Below are 17,257 nucleotides of genomic sequence, written 5' to 3'. Positions count from 1 at the left end.
GCGTCCGTTTCATGACCACCTCCTCGGCGGTCAGTAAAACCGGACAGTTCATTTGCTACTGATGCGGACAGATTACTTATCACTGACAAACTTCTCGAAAGTCCTTGACAAGCGCTGTTTGATAAGGCAATATCCGCGCCCTTTATTTGCCCGCCATTTCACAGGTTTCGAGGAGTCACGCAGTGGCCAATTCACCCTCTGCAATTAAACGCGCCAAACAGGCCGACAAGCGCCGCCGTCATAATGCCAGCCTGCGCTCGATGGTTCGCACCTATATCAAAAACGTGGTCAAGGCGCTGGATGCCAAAGACCTCGAGCGCGCCAAGTCCGCCTATACGCTGGCGGTGCCGGTGATTGACCGGATGGCCGACAAAGGCATCATCCATAAAAACAAGGCCGCCCGTCACAAGAGCCGCTTAAGCGCTCATATCAAGGCGTTGGCGCAGCCTGTCCAAGCGGCGGCTTAACCTTAAGACAAAGCATAAAAGGCAATGTGTTTGGCACATTGCCTTTTTTGTGGGCAGGCTTTTTCTCTCTTAAGCCACTCTCCCGCTTGCGCGAAAGGGGTGGAAGTGCATTTAAAGCGCTTGCAGTGAGGCAAGTCTTGCGGTTAGCCTGCCCGCCCGCAATTTTGGCTGCTTTTCCCGCATGACTTACAACGCCGCGCAAATTGAAGTTCTCGCAGGTCTTGACCCGGTGCGAAAACGCCCCGGCATGTATACCGATACCAGCCGCCCCAATCATTTGGCGCAAGAGGTTATCGATAACGCGGTCGATGAAGCGCTGGCCGGTTTTGCCAAAAAGGTTGAAGTCACTCTGCACCAAGACGGCAGCGTAGAAGTCGCCGACGATGGGCGCGGCATGCCGGTTGATATTCACCCGCAAGAAGGCATTCCTGGCGTTGAGCTGATACTGACCCGGCTGCACGCGGGCGGCAAATTCTCTGGCAGCAACTACCAGTTTTCTGGCGGACTGCACGGCGTGGGCGTGTCGGTCGTTAATGCGCTGTCTTCACGCTTGGAAGTCTGTATTCACCGAGGCGGCTTTGAATATCGGATGGGTTTTGCGCAAGGCGAGAAAACCCGCGAACTTGCACAAACCGGCACTGCTGCCAAGCGCTCAAGTGGTACCAGGGTGCGCTTTTGGCCGGAGGCAAAATACTTCGATACGGTCAAATTTGCCGTACCTCGCTTAAAACATCTGCTGAAAGCCAAAGCCGTACTTTGCCCGGGATTGGAGGTCAGTTTTGCCGATCAATCAAGCGGTGAACTCATTACCTGGTGCTATCAAGACGGCTTGCGTAGCTATCTGGCTGAAGCCGTGCAAGGCTTTGCCTGCCTGCCGGATGCGCCTTTTCACGGCAGTTTTGCCGCCAAAAATGAAGCGGTGGACTGGGCGCTGCTTTGGCTGCCGGAAGGCGGCGAGGCGGTGCAGGAAAGCTACGTCAACCTTATCCCGACTATTGCGGGCGGCACCCATGTCAACGGACTGCGCCAAGGGCTGCTGGATGCCATGCGCGAATTTTGCGAGTTCAGAAGCCTCTTGCCGCGCGGCTTAAAACTCGCACCTGAGGATATTTGGGAGCGTATTGCCTTTGTGCTGTCGATGAAGCTGCAAGAGCCGCAGTTTTCCGGCCAGACCAAAGAGCGCCTGTCCTCACGCGAGGCGTCGGCCTTTGTTTGTGGCGTCGTGAAAGACGCTTTTAGCCTGTGGCTGAACGCTAATCCGGAAAGCGGCACGCAGCTTGCGGAACTTGCGATTAGTAACGCGGGCAGAAGACTTAAAGCGAGCAAAAAGGTCGAGCGCAAAAAAATCACCCAAGGTCCAGCACTGCCCGGCAAATTGGCCGATTGTGCCGGACAAGACAGCCAGCGTACCGAACTGTTTTTGGTCGAAGGCGATTCGGCCGGAGGCAGCGCCAAACAAGCGCGTGATAAAGAGTTCCAGGCCATCATGCCGCTGCGCGGGAAAATCCTCAACACTTGGGAAGTCGATGGCAGCGAAGTGTTGGCAAGCCAAGAAGTGCACGATATTGCCGTTGCCATCGGCATGGATCCGGGCAGCGACGATTTAACCACGCTGCGCTACGGCAAAATCTGCATCCTCGCCGATGCCGATTCGGACGGCCTGCATATCGCCACCTTGCTCTGCGCCTTATTTATGCGCCACTTTCGCGCACTGGTCGCAGCCGGGCATGTGCATGTCGCCATGCCGCCGCTGTTTCGTATCGATTTGGGCAAAGAGGTCTGGTACGCGCTGGATGAAGCCGAGCGGGACGGCATTTTAGACCGCCTGCAAGCGGAAAACCGCCGTGGCAAGGTGCAAGTGACGCGCTTTAAAGGCTTGGGCGAGATGAACCCGCTGCAACTGCGCGAAACCACCATGGACCCCAACACGCGCCGTTTGGTGCAATTAACGCTGGATGACGTGGACTACACGCGCGAACTGATGGACAGACTGCTCGCCAAAAAACGCGCCGCCGACCGCAAAAGCTGGCTGGAGGCCAAAGGCGATTTAGCCGAGGTACTGACTTGAGTAGCCCGCTACCTGGCCAACGCGCTGGACGAGTGATGCTCATTCTCTGCTGGCTCGCCGCCTTGCTGCTGGCGACCTGGTTTTTTGGCGCGTTTGAAGAAAAGCGCGAAAACCCCAACCAAAACCCCGCCTCGCAGCGTCATGCAGACAGTATTGAGGTTGTGCTGAAAAGTGGGCGGGATGGGCATTACCGCATGATGGGTCAAATCAACGGTGAAAAAGTCCGGCTGATGCTCGATACCGGCGCAACCAGCGTGGCGATACCGCTAAAAGTCGCCAAAAAGCTGGGGCTGCGCCGCGGTGCGGGCATATCGGTGCGCACCGCCAATGGCACGGTAACGGCGCATCTCACCCGTATTGATAGCCTGCAATTAGGCGACATTAAACTTTACGATGTCGAAGCGCTGATTAGCCCGGGCATGGAAGGCGAGGAAATCCTGCTGGGCATGAGCGCGCTGCGCAGACTCGAATTTACCCATAAAGACGGCCGGTTGTTATTGCGCCAATACTTGCCTTGATTGGTTTGATTTTAAAATGATCGGCCATTATCGCTAGCGCAAAGACCGTATTTAAATTGTTATAGATATTAATCATGAACCAACCTCTTGATTTAACCAGCGAAGGCGTAGAGCGCCTGTCTTTAGCGGAGTTTACCGAGCAAGCGTACTTAAATTATTCCATGTACGTGATTATGGACCGTGCGCTGCCGCATATTGGCGACGGTTTAAAACCGGTACAGCGGCGCATTGTTTATGCCATGAGCGAGTTGGGGCTTTCGGCCTCGGCCAAGCATAAAAAATCCGCGCGTACCGTGGGTGACGTGCTGGGCAAATTCCATCCACACGGCGACAGCGCCTGTTATGAGGCGATGGTGCTGATGGCGCAGCCGTTTTCCTACCGTTATCCGCTGATTGACGGGCAGGGCAACTGGGGCGCGGCGGATGACCCGAAATCCTTTGCCGCTATGCGTTATACCGAAGCGCGGCTGTCGCGCTACGCCGAATTGCTATTAAGCGAGTTGGGACAAGGCACCGCCGATTGGCAGCCAAACTTTGACGGCACGCTGGAAGAACCGAAAATCCTCCCCGCGCGCCTGCCCAATCTGCTGCTTAACGGCACCACCGGCATTGCCGTGGGCATGGCGACCGACGTGCCGCCGCACAATCTGCGCGAAGTGGCCAGCGCCTGTGTACGTCTGCTGGACGCGCCGGATACCCCATTGGCAGAACTTTGCGAGCTGATACCGGGGCCTGATTTCCCGACCGAAGCGGAAATCATCACCTCGCCTGCGGATTTGCAAAAAATCTACGCAACTGGGCGCGGTTCGCTGCGCATGCGTGCCAGTTACCGCATGGAAGACGGCGATATGGTGATTTTTGCGCTACCGCATCAGGTATCTGGTCTACGCGTGCAAGAGCAAATCGGCGCACAGATGCAGGCAAAAAAACTGCCGATGCTCGCCGATATGCGTGACGAGTCTGACCACGAAAATCCCTGCCGTATTGTGTTGATACCGCGCTCCAATCGGGTGGACTGCGAGGCGCTGATGCAGCACCTGTTCGCGACGACTGAACTTGAGACCAGCTACCGCGTTAATCTCAATGTGATAGGCGTTAACGGCAAGCCGCAGGTTAAGGACTTGCGCACCTTGCTGGTCGAATGGCTGGGTTTTCGTATCGCCACGGTGCGCCGCCGCTTGCAGTTTCGCCTCGAAAAAGTCGAAAAACGCCTGCATTTGCTCGAAGGCTTGCTGATCGCCTTTTTAAATTTGGATGAAGTGATTCAAATTATCCGCACTGAAGATAAGCCTAAAGACGTACTTATGGCGCGTTTTGCTTTATCCGAAGAGCAGGCCGACTACATTTTGGATACCCGCCTGCGCCAACTGGCACGGCTGGAAGAAATGAAAATCAGAGGCGAGCAGGATGAACTCGCCAAAGAGCGCAAATCCCTACAAAGCTTATTGGCTAGTGAAGAAAAACTTAAAAACCTGGTACGCGAAGAAATTGTTCAGGACGCCGAAACCTACGGCGATAAGCGCCGTTCGCCGATTATTGAGCGCGGACAAGCCAAAGCCATTAGCGTAAACGAGAGGCTTTCATCGGAACCGGTCACAGTGGTGCTGTCGGAAAAAGCCTGGGTGCGCTGCGGCAAGGGGCATGATATTGACCCGCTGAGTCTTTCCTACAAAACCGGTGATGGCTTTAAAGCGGCGGCGCTGGGGCGCTCCAATCAAGCGGCGGTGTTTATCGACTCGAATGGACGCAGTTACTCGCTGCCTGCACATACGCTGCCCTCGCTACGCGGGCAGGGCGAGCCGTTAAGCGGAAGGCTGAGTCCTGCGGTGGGCGCAACCTTTGAGGCGCTGCTGCTGCCAGAAGACGAGGCGCTCTATCTGCTGGCAAGTGATGCCGGTTACGGCTTTATTGCCAAGGGTGAGGATTTATGCAGCAAAAACAAAGCCGGTAAAGCCTTGCTCAGCTTGCCGGATGGTGCGCGCGTATTGCCGCCGCTGCTGATTGAAAGCCTTGACCACTGGCTTGCCGCGGCCACCAACGACGGAAGGTTGCTGCTGCTGCCGTTAAAAGAGCTGCCGCAGCTTGCCAAAGGCAAGGGCAATAAAATCATCGGCATTGCCAGGGAGCGTGACGAGCGCTTGCTGGGTTTGGCGCTATTGCCAGCAGACGGCACTTTGCTACTACAGGCAGGCAAACGCACGCTATCCCTTAAACCCGCCGACCTTGCCCACTACCAAGGCGAGCGCGGTCGGCGTGGCAACAAACTGCCGCGCGGCTTTCAGCGGGTGGAAAAGCTTTGTGCCGAGTAGAGATAGGCGGGTGCGCCCTATGTGCTGGTGGCGCAGAGCAGCGGCCATTTATTGTTGTAAACGCCGCCAGGCCGGGAAGAGTGATATGCGAGTTATTATAAATCTTGAAATTTTATTTTCTTCCCATAACAAGCGAAGCCTTTGGTGAAGCCAAAGTCTATAGCCTTTATTGCTGACGCAAGAATACATTGTTCAAGGTTGTCATATTTATGAAACTCAGGATCCAAAGCATGGAAGCGGACGTTTTTTATTGGACGAAAAGCTTTTATTTTTTTGCCAAGCGGCGGTATACCATAAGGCGCTTGCCTGTTATCGGGGATGGGGGGGCTAATCATCATTTCGTATTCTCTACCTAAAGGATGCCGTAGAAATTTTTTATGAATTCCAATGAAGTTTGATTCCATTTCGCGTTAAAAACATGAATAATTCGACTCGGAGCGCATCCGAAGAATCTGGCATGGCCTTTGATTATTAATTCAGTTTCTAACGCTAATTAGAATGAGACGAAGTAATTAATGGATAAAGTTAGCTCCCATCCCGATATATCTTCCATGTTTATTCTTGGCAAAATAGACTCAATATAAGTAGCTACTTTTTTTTCAACTGAATATACGTCAGCAAATTCAAGAAGATTAGGGACGCCCATCCATCTGTAGACCTTTACTTGTTTGGCTTTTTTATCTTTCATTTTGATATTCCCTGACTTTTTTATTTAAGGGTACTGTTCTCAAAAGTAGGATGGCAGACCCTAAGCAGCCCAATCCCCAACCTGCCGCTTAGTCGGCCAGTCTGATCAGCGCATCGACGGCCACTGCGCCTGTTGCTGTGACCAGTAGCGGATTGACATCCAGTTCCAACAAGTTACCTGCGTGGGTGCAGGCGTAATCGGCTATGGCACGGATGGCGGCAATCAATTGAGGCATATCCGCCGCCGCTCGTCCGCGAAAGCCCAAGAGCAGCGGGGCAATGCGCAAATTGAGCAACGCCCGTTCAATGGCGGCATCGGTGGTCGGCAGTAGCAGGCTAAGGCTGTCTTTTAGTAGCTCGACCAAAATCCCGCCGCTGCCGATGACCAAGGCCAGTGCAAAGCCTTCTTCGCGTTTTACGCCAATTATCAATTCGGCGAGCGGCGCTTCTGCCATGCGTTCCAGCAAAATCTGCTCAAAAGGCACATTGGGGGCTTTTTCGGCGAGCGATTGCTGCATGCGCTGCAAAGCGCTTTGTAGTTCGGCCTCGTTGTCAAGATTAAGCGCCACGCCTCCGGCTTCGGTTTTATGTGGTAAATCGGCACTGACGACTTTTAGCGCCAGCGGATAACCCAGTTCGGCGGCGGCCGAAGCGGCGCGCTCTGGTGTACAAAGCCGCGCTTGGGGTAGTGGCAGGCCAAAGGCTTTAAGGGCTTGTTTGGATTGCCATTCGTCTAAGGCTGCCTTCCCTCGCCCATTGATGGGCGCGGGGGGCAGCGGTGGGAGCGCGGCTTCGCCTTGGGTTAACAGCATTTCAGCGGTGCTGGAATAACGCGCAAGGCTTGCCCAAGCGAAAAGCGCATCATCCAAGCCTTGCAGCGCAGGGATGCCGGCGGCGTGCAGGCGCTCGCGGGCGCTTTCAGGCAGAAACTCCGGCAGGTTGCAGGCGATAAAGCCGTTCTTTCCGTGGCGCTTTAACGCTTGGCAGTAGCAATCGAGCAGCAAGTCGCACATATAACGCTCGCCACTTTGCTCGCTGGGGTAATCCAGCACCAACAAAGCCGCGTCGGTTTCAGCGGGTAAAGCGCTGTTTAGCATTTGTTCAAGCGCGGGCTGATCGCCCCAAATGGCGGTCGTGAAGTCGAGCGGATTAGCGATATTGGCGTAATCCGGCAGTACCTGTTGCAGTGCGCTTTTTTGCGCTTGGCTAAGCGCTGGCAAGGCGAGCTGATGACGATAAGCGCCATCGGCAATCAGTCCAGCATCACCGCCGGAGCAGGCCAGCGCGAGCAGGCGGGTGCCTTTGATTTTTTGCCCGCTGGCGGCGACTTTTAGCGTTTCGATAAAGCGTGAGGGCGTATCTACGCGAATAACGCCGAGGCGTGTAAACAGGGCGTCATAGAGTGCGTCGCTACCGGCCAGTGAACTGGTGTGGCTAAGCGCAAGTTCTGCGCCAATCGGCGATACACCGGTTTTTAGCGCGATGATCGGCACGCCTTTTTCCAGCGCCTTAAAAGCGGCGCGGGCAAAGGCCGCTACATCACGCAGGCCTTCCAGATGCAGGCCGATGGCGGTGACTTTGGGTTCATCGAGCAGCGCTTCCATCAGCTCGGCAAAGCCAAGCTGCGCCTGATTGCCGACTGAGGCCATATAGGCGATCGGCAAGGAGCGTTCGCTCATGGAGAGGTTGTAAGCAAAATTGCCGCTTTGCGTCAGTACCGCAACACCCTGTTCAACGGCTTTGCCGCCGTGGGCGACCGGCCAGAGCGCGGCGCTGTGCAGGTAGTTAAGCAGGCCGTAGCAGTTCGGCCCTAATAAGGCCATATCACCTGCGCTCTGCAATAACTCTTGCTGCAAGGCGCTTCCGGCCTCGCCTGCTTCGGCAAAGCCGGAGGCGTAGCAAATCACGCCGCCTGCGCCAATTTGCGCAAGCTCCTTAACGGCTTCCAAGCAAAGTGCACGGTTGGTGCCGATAAAGACGGCATCGGGCGCTTTGGGTAATTGGAAGGTGGAGGCGATGCAGTCCATGCCTTCCAAGCTTGGATACTTGGGATTGACCAGCCAGACTTCACCGTTAAAGCCGCTTTCAAGGCAGCGCCTCGCCGACTGCGCCATGCTGCGCCCGCCGATAAAGGCCAGCGATTTAGGCGCAAGCAGGCGTTTTAGATTGTCTTTTTTATTCATTAACAAAGCCTTATGGCCAGAACGGGCGCAGCAGTTCGCGCGCGATGATATGCCGCTGGATTTCTGAGGTGCCTTCCCATACTCGCTCGATACGTGCGTTGCGCCACAGGCGCTCGACCACGCCTTCATCCATCAGACCCATACCGCCGAAAATCTGTACCGCTTCATCGGCGACTTTACCCAGCACTTCGCTGGCAAAGAGTTTGGCCATGCCCGCGTCGGCATCGGTCATCTGGTTTTTATCCATCTTCCAGGCGCTGTGCAGCGTGAGCAGTTCGGCGGCGCGGATTTGTGTGGCCATATCGGCGAGTTTGAAGGCAACGCCCTGATTACGACCGATGGGCGCGCCGAATTGCTTGCGTTCTGCCGCCCAGCGCAGCGCCAAATCCATGGCCCGCTGCGCTTGCCCGACGCAGTTGGCAGCCACCATCACGCGACCTGCGGACAGCCAGTCGCCGGCAACTTGCCAGCCTTTGTCCACTTCGCCCAGTACTTTTGAGGCAGGGACGCGGCAGTCGTCAAAAAACAGTTCATAAGTGTGGTAGCCGCGATTGCTCACGCACTTAGGGCCGCGCCGCACGGTTAAACCTTGGGTGTTTCTATCGACTAAAAAGGCGGTGACGGCGTTGCGTGTTTTGCCGCCTGCTGTAAAGGTATCGGTCACGGCAAAGACAATGGCAAAGTCGGCAACGCCTGCGTGGCTGATAAAGTGCTTGGCGCCGTTTAAGACAAAGTCATCGCCCTGGCGCACCGCGCGGGTTTGGATGGCGTTGGCATCGGAACCGGCGCCGGGTTCGGTTAGCGCAAAGCAGTCGATTTTCTCGCCACGCACACAGGGCAAGAGGTACTGTTCAATCTGCTGGCCTTGACAGGCCATAAGGATTTTGGAAGGGCGGGCAACAAACACATGCAGCGCCCAGGACACTTTGGCAAGTTCCCGTTCCACCAGCGCCTGGGTCAAATAATCCAAACCGCCGCCGCCCACTTCTTCTGGCATATTGAAGGCATAAAAGCCGGCATCAAGGGCTTTTTGGCGGATTTGTGCGGCCAGTTCCGGCGGCACTTGGTCGTTTTTATCAACGGTTTCTTCGTGTGGCAGCAGTTCTTTTTCGACAAAAGTTTTGACCGCATCCACCAGCATCTGTTGTTCTTGAGTGAGTTCAAAGTGCATGGATTAGCGTCCGATAAATTGAGGAGGGCGTTTTTCGTTGATGGCATTGAGTGCTTCCATGGCATCCTGAGAGCGCCCGCAGCGCAGGCCGGCGGCCTGTTCGGCTAACAGTTGCTCGGCCAAGGTGCGACTGTAACTGTCCCTGATCAGTGTTTTGGTTTCGGCGAAAGCAAGCGTGGGCCCTGCGGCAAAGCGGGCGGCGCGCTCCTGTGCCAGGGTTGCAAGCTCGCCATCCGCGCAGATTTCGCCGATTAACCCAGCGGCAAATGCTTGCTCGGCATTGTAAGGTTCATCCAAAAATAACAGGCGCTTGGCTTGCTCTTCACCGATCAAGCGCGGTAAATGCCAGCTTGCACCGGCATCGGGGCAGTAGGCCATGCTGGTGTAACCGGCTTTAAAGTACGCTGTTTTATCCGCGATACGCATATCGCAGCACAGCGCCAAATCCATGCCCGCGCCAACGGCTCCGCCATGAATGGCGGCGATGGTGGGTTTGGGCAGCCGGTATAGCTGATCCATCATCTGGTGCGCGGCCTCGGTCCAGCCGTAGCTTTCCAGCTCGCCGCGCTGTTCGGCGGCGGCCCATTCGGCCAAATCCGCTCCGGCGCAAAAGGTTTTGCCCACTGAGTCAATCAGCAATACGCGTACTGCGGGATTTTCGGCAAAGTCTTCAAGGTAGGCGCTGATGGCGTTAAGGGTTGGAATATCCAGCGCATTGCGCTGCGTGGGGCGATTTAGCGTTAAGTGGGCAACGCCTTGTTCAATCAGGATTTGTGGGGAACTACTCATTAGCTGGCCTCTTGGATTGAAGGGTTATAAGCCTGCGACAATATTCGGTGCGTCGCCCGTCCATACGGCCTCTAGTCCTAAATGTTTAAGGCTCCCTTGACGGTCGTGCACCAACTGGCCGTCAACAAAGGTCAGTTCCACTTGCGTTTTGTGGATGTAACCACGTGCCTCTTGGGCAAACAGGTCGCGGTCGAGCACGATTAAATCGGCGGCTTTGCCTGCTTCCAGCGTGCCGGTCTGCGCTTGCAAGCCCATGGCCTGTGCGCCGTTTTTGGTCGCTACCAAAAGCGCCTGTTCCAGCGTGATGGGTTCGCCAAAACAGGCCGGGTCGTCGTTCCACGGGTTCTGCCGGGTAATCATGGTTTCCAGCGCCAGCCACGGGTCGATCGAGGCGACCGGCCAATCGGTGCCAAATACGGCGGTGCCACCGGCGGCAAGTACACCTTTAAAGTCGTAGATGCGCTTTAGCCGTTCCTGTCCGTAGCCTGAGCGGGCGCCGCTGGCAAAGGGGGTGGGATACCAGGCGGCGGGCGAGAACTCGGCGATGACTTTGAGTTTGGCAAAGCGCTCCAGGTTGCCCGGATGCAAAATGGTGCTGTGCGCACATTGATGCCAAATGCCGCTAAAGCCGTTTTTCTGGCGGGCGACGGCCACTGCGTCGAGGAAAATATCGGATGCGCCGTCGCCGGTGCAGTGGGCAATCACGCGGATGCCGCGGCGGTCCATATCCACCACCATATCCTCGATGTGTTCCGGCGACAGGTTGAGCTTGCCGCGCCAGTCGCTTTCATTCGGCCAGGGCGTCAGCAAAAACGAGGACTTTGGCTCGACCGTGCCATCGAAGTGAAATTTCACTGCGCTGGCGTTAAGTTTTGCGCTGCGGTAGTAGTGGCGCTCGCCGGATAGCAGCTCCCAGCGGCGGCGTACCGGAAAAATATCGTCCTGCCAACTGATCGCAGCTTCGGTGCGAACGGTGAGCTCGCCCGCGTCGTCCAACTGTTTGAGTGCTTGCAGGCGCTGTTCGCAGACGTGCACGTATTTGCTTGCCGTCACCCCGCGGGCGCTTTGGAAGCGCACGCCGTCACGGTAAGCGCGGCGCAATACGGAAACCTTCGTCGGCGGCATGGCGGCATGAATCAGCGCGTAGCCGCCGTCAATCAGCAGGCCGTTAGGCTCGCCGGTGATCGGGTCGCGCTCTAAATAGCCGTTACGCGGATCGGGCGTGTCTTTGTCGATGGCGGCAAGTTTCAGCGCCAGACTGTTGGCCATCATGGTGCCCCACATGCGGTCGAGCAGGGCAACCGGACGGTTCGGCATAATGCTGTCGAGCCACTTACGCCCTGGCTCAAGTCCGGCTTCGCGAAAGCGATAGCGCACCCAGTAATGACCGTAAATCCAGCCGTCACCGGGGTGGGCTTTGGCGTAGTTTTCAATCGCTTTTTGCAACTGCGCTGGGGTCGGGTCTTCTATCGCTACGTCCAGATCGTCGCCGTAGCGCGAGGCCAGCGCAAGGTCGGGATGGGTGTGCATGTCGTGCAGCCCGGGCATGCAGAACGCGCCTTTTAAGTCATGGCGTAGCGTATGGGATCCTGCAAAGGGCAGCACCTGCTCTTTTGTTCCGACGGCGAGAATGCGACTACCGTGTATGGCGAGCGCTTCTGCCCAAGGCTTGGCGGCGTTCATGGTGTAAAAGCGGCCGTTTTCCAGTATTAAATCGGCAAACGGGCTGGCCGGGCTGTGGCTGGATTTAAAATCATCGATGCTGTTCATCGCTTCATCTCCGCTTGCAGACGGGCGGTAAAGCGGGCAATGCGCGAGCAAGCCTCGCTTAGCTGCGTATCCGATACGGTAAAGGACAATCGCACAAAGCCGCGGCAACTGGGTCCGAAGGCTTCGGCATCGAGCACGGAAACGCCGGTTTCACGGAACAGCTTCCAGGCAAAGTCCATGCTGGACAGGCCGCTTTTGCGTACATCGACCAGCATAAACATGCCCGCTTCGGGGACTTTGCAGCTTATCAGTGGTGCATCTTGCAAAGCGGCGACGACCAAATCGCGGCGACGGCGGAAGGTGGTTTTCGCCTGTTCGACGATTTTATCGTTCAGTTCCAACGCTTTAAGCGCCGCCTGCTGGATAAAGCCGGGCAGTCCGTAGAACATGCACAACAGCAGGTTATCCAGATGCTTCATCAATTCAGGCGAACCGATCACCCAGCCCACGCGCCAGCCGGTCATGGCGTGGGATTTGGACAGACTGCCGATAATCACCGTGCGCTCCCTCATGCCCGGCAAAGTGGCAATGCTGCGGTGCGCTCGCTCGTAGGTCATCTGGTCATAGACCTCGTCGGAAATAACCCAAAGGTCATGTTTAATCGCAACCGCTGCAATGGCTTCAAGTTCAGCATCGCTGTAGACATTGCCGCTGGGGTTGTTCGGCGTGGCAATGGCAATGCCGCGCGTGCGCGGGGTGATCGCCGCCTCCAAGGCTTGCGGATTTAAGCGAAAGTCTTGTTCGGCGGGTTGCGCAATGGGTACCAAAGTCGCCCCACCGGCACTGATGCTGGCCGGATAGGTTAAATACATCGGCTCCGGCACCAGCACTTCATCAGGAGCCTCAAACAGGCAGGTTGCGACCGAATACAGCCCGTTTTGCGTACCGGCAACGACCGCGACCTGCTCTGCACTGCATTCAATCCCCAGCACTTTTTGCTGGCGTGCGGCAATCGCCTCGCGCAGCGGCAGACGGCCACTCATATCGGTGTAATGGGTATCGCCTTCGGCAAGTGCCTTGCACGCTGCCGCGCAAATCTCGCTGTCGGTTGCAAAATCCGGATCGCCAATGCTCAGCACGATGACATCTTCACCGCGAGATTGCGCCGCGGCGGCGGCAAAATGAATATCCCAGGCCGCAACGGCTTCACCGCTGATGCGCCGGGTGATGGATGAATATTTCATACAGACTTCCTCAGCAAAAACTAAAAATCACGCCGTACGCTGCGGCGTTACACCGAACAGGGAAAAACCACGCTCAATCAAAAAGGCCAGCGCGATATAAATCAGCGCAACCAATAACAAAGGCTCGTAAACAATCATGGTTTGTGAGCGCACCAAGTTGGCCGCGCCCAATAAGTCGGTCACGGCAACGGTGGAGGCGAGTGCGGTGGACTTGAGCAGCATGACGCTTTCACCGGCCAGCGTGGGTTTTAGCATGTACAGCGCTCTTGGCAGCCAGATACGGCGCAGCATTAAAAACGGGCGCATGCCGTAGGCGCGGGCGGCTTCCAGCTCGCCTTTGGGCACCGCACGCAGGCCACCGCGCAGCACTTCGCCGACATAAGCGCCGACGCTTAAAATCAAGGCGAATGCGACGTACCAAAAGCCTTCACGCAGATAAGGCCAAAGCACACTGCCGCGAATGGCCGGGTAGCTGGCAAACAAAGTGCCCACACCGTAATAGAGCACGTAAATCTGCACCAACAAGGGTGTGCCGCGCAGTACGCTGCAAAAAAACTGCGCCGGAGCGGCAATGAGCGGATTACGCGCAAGGCGCATCAGGGCGATACCAATGGCGAGCAAAAAGCCGAAAAAACCGGCCAGCAGCAAAAGTGCGATGGTGATCTTTACGCCGAGCCACAAATCGCCGGCAAAATCACTGAACCAACTGAACATAGGTTTTCTCCTAGGCTTGCCTCGGCATCCAGCGTTCAAAACGGTTTTCGATACGCTTGAAGAACACTCCAGAAACCAAGGTAATCAGGTAGTAACAAGCGCCAACGGCAAGGTAAAAGGTCAGGTAATGCTTGGTCGAAGCGGCTGCCTGGCGACCGGCGGTTAACAGCTCGCCGTAGCCGACCACGCTGATTAATGCGCTGTCTTTGACCAAAACCAGCCACAGGTTGGAAAGCCCGCCCACGGCAAAGGGCAGCATGCAGGGCAAGGTGACGCGAAACAGCAGCTTGCCACGCGCCATGCCGTAGGCGCGGGCGGCTTCAAGCAGCCCTGGGTTTACCGCCAAAATGGCGCCGCGCAGCACTTCGGCTTGGTAGGCACCGCTGACAATGCCAAGCACCACCACGGCGGCGGCAAAGCCGTTGACCTCGACCGGGCCGCGTCCGATGGAGGTCATCAGCAGGTTGATGGCATCGGTGCCCACGTAATACAGCAGTAATATCAGCAAAAGCTCAGGAATGGCGCGGCACAGCGTGGTATAGGCATTGGCACAGGCGATGAGCGGACGCGGGCCTTTGAGCTTGCACAGGGCGACGATAAGGCCAATCACTGTGCCAAGGGCAAAGGCCAGGATGGAGATTTCCAAGGTGGTGACCATGCCCGCTACCAGGCTTTTGCCCCAGCCGTCGCTGATCAGCAGTCGGTAAATATCAGTAAAACTCATGAAGCCTCACAGGTTTTTTATCATTGAAGCGGCAGGACTGGCGGCGCTGCATTCCTTTTAAGCATGGGTGTTTACCGCCCTAACTCTTCTCCGTTTGCGGGAGAGGGGTTTGCGGGAAGAGGGCAAAGCCGTTAATCCAGCGACAAAATATCGGGCTTAAAGTAAGGCGCACTTAAGCTTTGCATCCTTCCGTCATCACGTAATGCGGCCAGTGCCTGGTTTAGCCGCTCGCGCAGTGCGTCGTCACCTTTGCGTACGGCAGCGCCTATGCCTTCACCAAATAACGGGTCTTTCGGGGCTACGCCTTTGCTTTCCAGCAAATTGTTTTCGGCAAGTTCCAGCATGGGTTCAATGGATATTTGGTCGGCGAGCATGATATCGATGCGGCCATTGCGTAAATCGCTTAATACATCATCTTGGTCGTTGTAATAACGCACTTTGGCGGTTTTGCCAAAGTAGTTTTTTAAATAGCTCGCCGAACTGGTAGAACCCTGCACGCCAATGGTTTTACCTTTAAGCCCTTCCACCGTGGGGGTCAGTTTAAGCGCTTTTTCGCCGACCCAAAGTGCCGGGGTTTGTAAATAAGCTTCGGTAAAATCCACCACTTGTTTACGCTCTGGCGTAATCGATAGCGAATTTAAAATAACATCGACTTGTTTGGAGTTTAATGCCGGAATAAGCCCGTCCCAAGCCAGTTCATGAAAGCGGCAGTCGGCTTGCATTTGTTTGCACAGTTCGCGAATTAAATCCGGCTCAAAACCGCTCCACTGCCCGCTACTGGCCTTCCATGAAAACGGCGGATAAGGCTCTTGCGAGATGGCGAAGATAATTTTGTCTGCTGCCGCTTGGGCGGATGTTGCGGCCACTGCGCCGAGCAGTAAAAAACGCTTCAGCCATTGGTTAAGTTGATTGCTCATGCCGTGCTTTCCATGATTTAAGTTAAAGGTTAAAAGGGAGGCGACAAAAAACGGGCGATTTATTGAGGGGAAATAAAGGCCGTTGCTTTTTGCCGCCGATCAGGGTTAATCCAGCGCCAAAAAGTCGTCGCTCAGATAGGGTTTGGCAATTTCTTGCATTTTTCCGCTTTTACGCAGCTCATCAAGGGCTGTGTTTAAACGCTCGCGCAGTGCGTTATCGCCTTTGCGTACCACCGCGCCAATGCCTTCGCCGAGTAATTTGTCTTGCTCGGCTTTGCCTTTAATTTCCAGTTCGGCATTAATGGGCAAATCCAGGTATTCGTCGACGCCCATTTGGTCAACCAGCATAATGTCGATACGACCGCTGCGCAGTTCGGCAAAAATATCGTTGCGGTCGGCGTAATAACGTAAGGTGGAATCTTTAAAGCGCTCCTTGGCATAGACCGCATGCACGGTGGAACTTTGCACGCCGATTTTTTTGCCCTTTAAAGCAGCCGCTGTGGGTTCTAACTTAATGGCTTTTTCGCCAATCCAGACCGATGGGGTGATTAAATAAGGCTCGCTAAAATCCACCACTTGCCGACGTTCGTCAGTAATGGATACCGAGTTTAAAATCACGTCGATCTGTTTGGCATTTAATGCCGGAATTAAACCGTCCCAAGCAATGGCGTTAAAGCTGCAGGAAGCTTGCATTTGCTGGCAAACAGCGCGTACCAAGTCCGGTTCAAAACCGGTCCAGTTGCCGCTGCTGTCGGTATAGGAAAATGGCGGATAAACCTCTTGGCTGATGCCAAATACTAGTTTTTCCTGCGCGCTGGCAAGTCCGGCTGCGCTTAATAACAAGCTGGCTTGCAGCAGTTGGGTTAGGGTTTTTTTAATTGTGCTCATGCGAATAGTCCTCGTTATTTTTGGGTTTTAATTAAATTGGGTTTTGCTTTTGTTGGATGGTATCTCCTTTTTATTAACGGTTGGCTTCGGCCAGTACAAACTGGCGGCAGCGTTCACTGATCGGGTCGAGCATCACTTGCTCGGGCGGGCCTTGTTCTTCAATTTGCCCCTGGTAGAGGTAAATCACTTCGCTGGAAACATCGCGTGCAAAGGCCATTTCATGGGTGACCAAAATCATGCTGCGGCCTTCTTCGGCAATGCTGCGGATGACTTTTAACACTTCGCCGACCAGTTCCGGATCGAGTGCGGAAGTGGGTTCGTCAAACAGCATGACTTTCGGGCGCATGGCGAGCGCTCTGGCAATCGCCACGCGCTGCTGCTGGCCGCCGGATAAAAACGAGGGGTAAACCGCGCGTTTATCGGCGAGGCCGACTTTTTCCAGTAGCGCTTCGGCGTGCGCTATCGCTTCTTGTTTATTTTCACCGAGCACATGCACCGGCGCTTCGATGACGTTTTCCAGCACGGTGCGGTGCGGCCACAGGTTAAAGCTCTGAAATACCATGGAAAGCTGCGTGCGGATGCGCTCGACCTGGCGCGCGTCGCCAATTATCGGCTCGCCGCTTTGGCTTTGTTTGAGCAGAACCCGCTCGCCGCCGATATAAAGCTCGCCGGCGTTGGGGATTTCCAGCAAATTGATGCAGCGAAGCAAGGTGCTTTTGCCTGAACCGGACGAACCAATCAATGACAATACGCCGCCTTCGTGCGCGGTAAAGGAAATCCCTTTAAGCACGTGGTGCTCGCCGTAGCTTTTATGCAGATCGCGGGTTTCTACGACCGGCGGTTTAGCTTCTGATTTATTTAGCGTGTT

At 55.5% G+C, this 17,257-nt stretch carries 15 protein-coding genes and 1 pseudogene; 4 read left to right on the top strand and 12 right to left on the bottom strand.

Features of this window, described 5'->3' with window-relative positions:
* The first annotated feature begins 182 nt into the window (after positions 1-182).
* From rpsT to parC, 4 genes are all read left to right on the top strand, one after another.
* Complete coding sequence (gene rpsT / locus AXE65_RS11260; protein WP_068392355.1) at positions 183-467, top strand: 30S ribosomal protein S20; 285 nt, start codon at positions 183-185, stop codon at positions 465-467.
* Between the two features lie 181 nt (positions 468-648).
* Complete coding sequence (gene parE / locus AXE65_RS11255) at positions 649-2,535, top strand: DNA topoisomerase IV subunit B (protein ID WP_068392352.1); 1,887 nt, start codon at positions 649-651, stop codon at positions 2,533-2,535.
* Positions 2,532-3,053, top strand: a complete 522-nt coding sequence (locus AXE65_RS11250) for a retropepsin-like aspartic protease family protein (protein WP_068392350.1) — start codon at positions 2,532-2,534, stop codon at positions 3,051-3,053. Before parE ends, AXE65_RS11250 begins: the two co-directional genes overlap by 4 nt.
* A gap of 74 nt (positions 3,054-3,127) precedes the next feature.
* Positions 3,128-5,362 (top strand): DNA topoisomerase IV subunit A, encoded by a 2,235-nt coding sequence (gene parC / locus AXE65_RS11245; RefSeq protein WP_068392344.1) that lies wholly within the window; start codon positions 3,128-3,130, stop codon positions 5,360-5,362.
* Between the two features lie 95 nt (positions 5,363-5,457).
* On the opposite strand, the gene imm9 (AXE65_RS14335) is transcribed toward parC, so the two are convergent.
* The 12 genes and pseudogenes from imm9 (AXE65_RS14335) to AXE65_RS11185 form a co-directional block, all read right to left on the bottom strand.
* A complete protein-coding gene (gene imm9, locus AXE65_RS14335) occupies positions 5,458-5,766 on the bottom strand; it encodes an Imm9 family immunity protein (RefSeq protein WP_079214147.1) in 309 nt (102 codons plus the stop codon).
* A gap of 89 nt (positions 5,767-5,855) precedes the next feature.
* The gene (gene imm9, locus AXE65_RS14330; RefSeq protein WP_068392340.1) at positions 5,856-6,050 is read right to left on the bottom strand and encodes an Imm9 family immunity protein; all 195 of its coding nucleotides are present in this window, start codon (positions 6,048-6,050) and stop codon (positions 5,856-5,858) included.
* A gap of 88 nt (positions 6,051-6,138) precedes the next feature.
* A complete protein-coding gene (locus AXE65_RS11230) occupies positions 6,139-8,232 on the bottom strand; it encodes an acetate--CoA ligase family protein (protein WP_068392337.1) in 2,094 nt (697 codons plus the stop codon).
* Between the two features lie 10 nt (positions 8,233-8,242).
* Entirely contained in the window at positions 8,243-9,403 is a 1,161-nt protein-coding gene (locus tag AXE65_RS11225; RefSeq protein WP_068392334.1) for an acyl-CoA dehydrogenase family protein, read from the bottom strand.
* A 3-nt stretch (positions 9,404-9,406) separates the two neighbouring features.
* Positions 9,407-10,192 (bottom strand): enoyl-CoA hydratase/isomerase family protein, encoded by a 786-nt coding sequence (locus AXE65_RS11220; RefSeq protein WP_068392331.1) that lies wholly within the window; start codon positions 10,190-10,192, stop codon positions 9,407-9,409.
* A gap of 24 nt (positions 10,193-10,216) precedes the next feature.
* Complete coding sequence (locus AXE65_RS11215) at positions 10,217-11,962, bottom strand: amidohydrolase (RefSeq protein ID WP_068392329.1); 1,746 nt, start codon at positions 11,960-11,962, stop codon at positions 10,217-10,219.
* Positions 11,959-13,146 carry a pyridoxal phosphate-dependent aminotransferase gene (locus AXE65_RS11210; protein ID WP_068392326.1) on the bottom strand — a complete coding sequence of 396 codons (1,188 nt, stop codon included), beginning with the start codon at positions 13,144-13,146 and terminating at the stop codon, positions 11,959-11,961. The genes AXE65_RS11215 and AXE65_RS11210 overlap by 4 nt, the downstream gene beginning before the upstream one ends.
* A 27-nt stretch (positions 13,147-13,173) precedes the next feature.
* Complete coding sequence (locus AXE65_RS11205) at positions 13,174-13,860, bottom strand: ABC transporter permease (RefSeq protein ID WP_068392324.1); 687 nt, start codon at positions 13,858-13,860, stop codon at positions 13,174-13,176.
* A 10-nt stretch (positions 13,861-13,870) separates the two neighbouring features.
* Complete coding sequence (locus AXE65_RS11200) at positions 13,871-14,584, bottom strand: ABC transporter permease (protein ID WP_068392318.1); 714 nt, start codon at positions 14,582-14,584, stop codon at positions 13,871-13,873.
* A 131-nt stretch (positions 14,585-14,715) separates the two neighbouring features.
* Entirely contained in the window at positions 14,716-15,501 is a 786-nt protein-coding gene (locus tag AXE65_RS11195; protein WP_153015456.1) for a transporter substrate-binding domain-containing protein, read from the bottom strand.
* Between the two features lie 105 nt (positions 15,502-15,606).
* Positions 15,607-16,389, bottom strand: a complete 783-nt coding sequence (locus tag AXE65_RS11190; RefSeq protein WP_239685084.1) for a transporter substrate-binding domain-containing protein — start codon at positions 16,387-16,389, stop codon at positions 15,607-15,609.
* Between the two features lie 73 nt (positions 16,390-16,462).
* Positions 16,463-17,236 (bottom strand): annotated as a pseudogene (locus tag AXE65_RS11185) (ABC transporter ATP-binding protein); the annotation flags it as partial.
* Positions 17,237-17,257 lie beyond the last annotated feature (21 nt).

Origin of the sequence: Ventosimonas gracilis (assembly GCF_001580025.1) — a bacterium.
GTDB lineage: Bacteria > Pseudomonadota > Gammaproteobacteria > Pseudomonadales > Pseudomonadaceae > Ventosimonas > Ventosimonas gracilis.
This window is presented reverse-complemented; position numbering and strand designations above follow the sequence as displayed.

Bases quoted from the DNA above. Each gene is read 5' to 3' on its own strand.
- imm9 (WP_079214147.1), bottom strand. From the start codon at position 5,766: ATGGAATCAAACTTCATTGGAATTCATAAAAAATTTCTACGGCATCCT.
- imm9 (WP_068392340.1), bottom strand. From the start codon at position 6,050: ATGAAAGATAAAAAAGCCAAACAAGTAAAGGTCTACAGATGGATGGGC.
- AXE65_RS11215 (WP_068392329.1), bottom strand. From the start codon at position 11,962: ATGAACAGCATCGATGATTTTAAATCCAGCCACAGCCCGGCCAGCCCG.
- AXE65_RS11190 (WP_239685084.1), bottom strand. From the start codon at position 16,389: ATGAGCACAATTAAAAAAACCCTAACCCAACTGCTGCAAGCCAGCTTG.
- AXE65_RS11230 (WP_068392337.1), bottom strand. From the start codon at position 8,232: ATGAATAAAAAAGACAATCTAAAACGCCTGCTTGCGCCTAAATCGCTG.
- AXE65_RS11225 (WP_068392334.1), bottom strand. From the start codon at position 9,403: ATGCACTTTGAACTCACTCAAGAACAACAGATGCTGGTGGATGCGGTC.
- AXE65_RS11195 (WP_153015456.1), bottom strand. From the start codon at position 15,501: ATGAGCAATCAACTTAACCAATGGCTGAAGCGTTTTTTACTGCTCGGC.
- AXE65_RS11205 (WP_068392324.1), bottom strand. From the start codon at position 13,860: ATGTTCAGTTGGTTCAGTGATTTTGCCGGCGATTTGTGGCTCGGCGTA.
- AXE65_RS11210 (WP_068392326.1), bottom strand. From the start codon at position 13,146: ATGAAATATTCATCCATCACCCGGCGCATCAGCGGTGAAGCCGTTGCG.
- parE (WP_068392352.1), top strand. From the start codon at position 649: ATGACTTACAACGCCGCGCAAATTGAAGTTCTCGCAGGTCTTGACCCG.
- AXE65_RS11200 (WP_068392318.1), bottom strand. From the start codon at position 14,584: ATGAGTTTTACTGATATTTACCGACTGCTGATCAGCGACGGCTGGGGC.
- AXE65_RS11220 (WP_068392331.1), bottom strand. From the start codon at position 10,192: ATGAGTAGTTCCCCACAAATCCTGATTGAACAAGGCGTTGCCCACTTA.
- parC (WP_068392344.1), top strand. From the start codon at position 3,128: ATGAACCAACCTCTTGATTTAACCAGCGAAGGCGTAGAGCGCCTGTCT.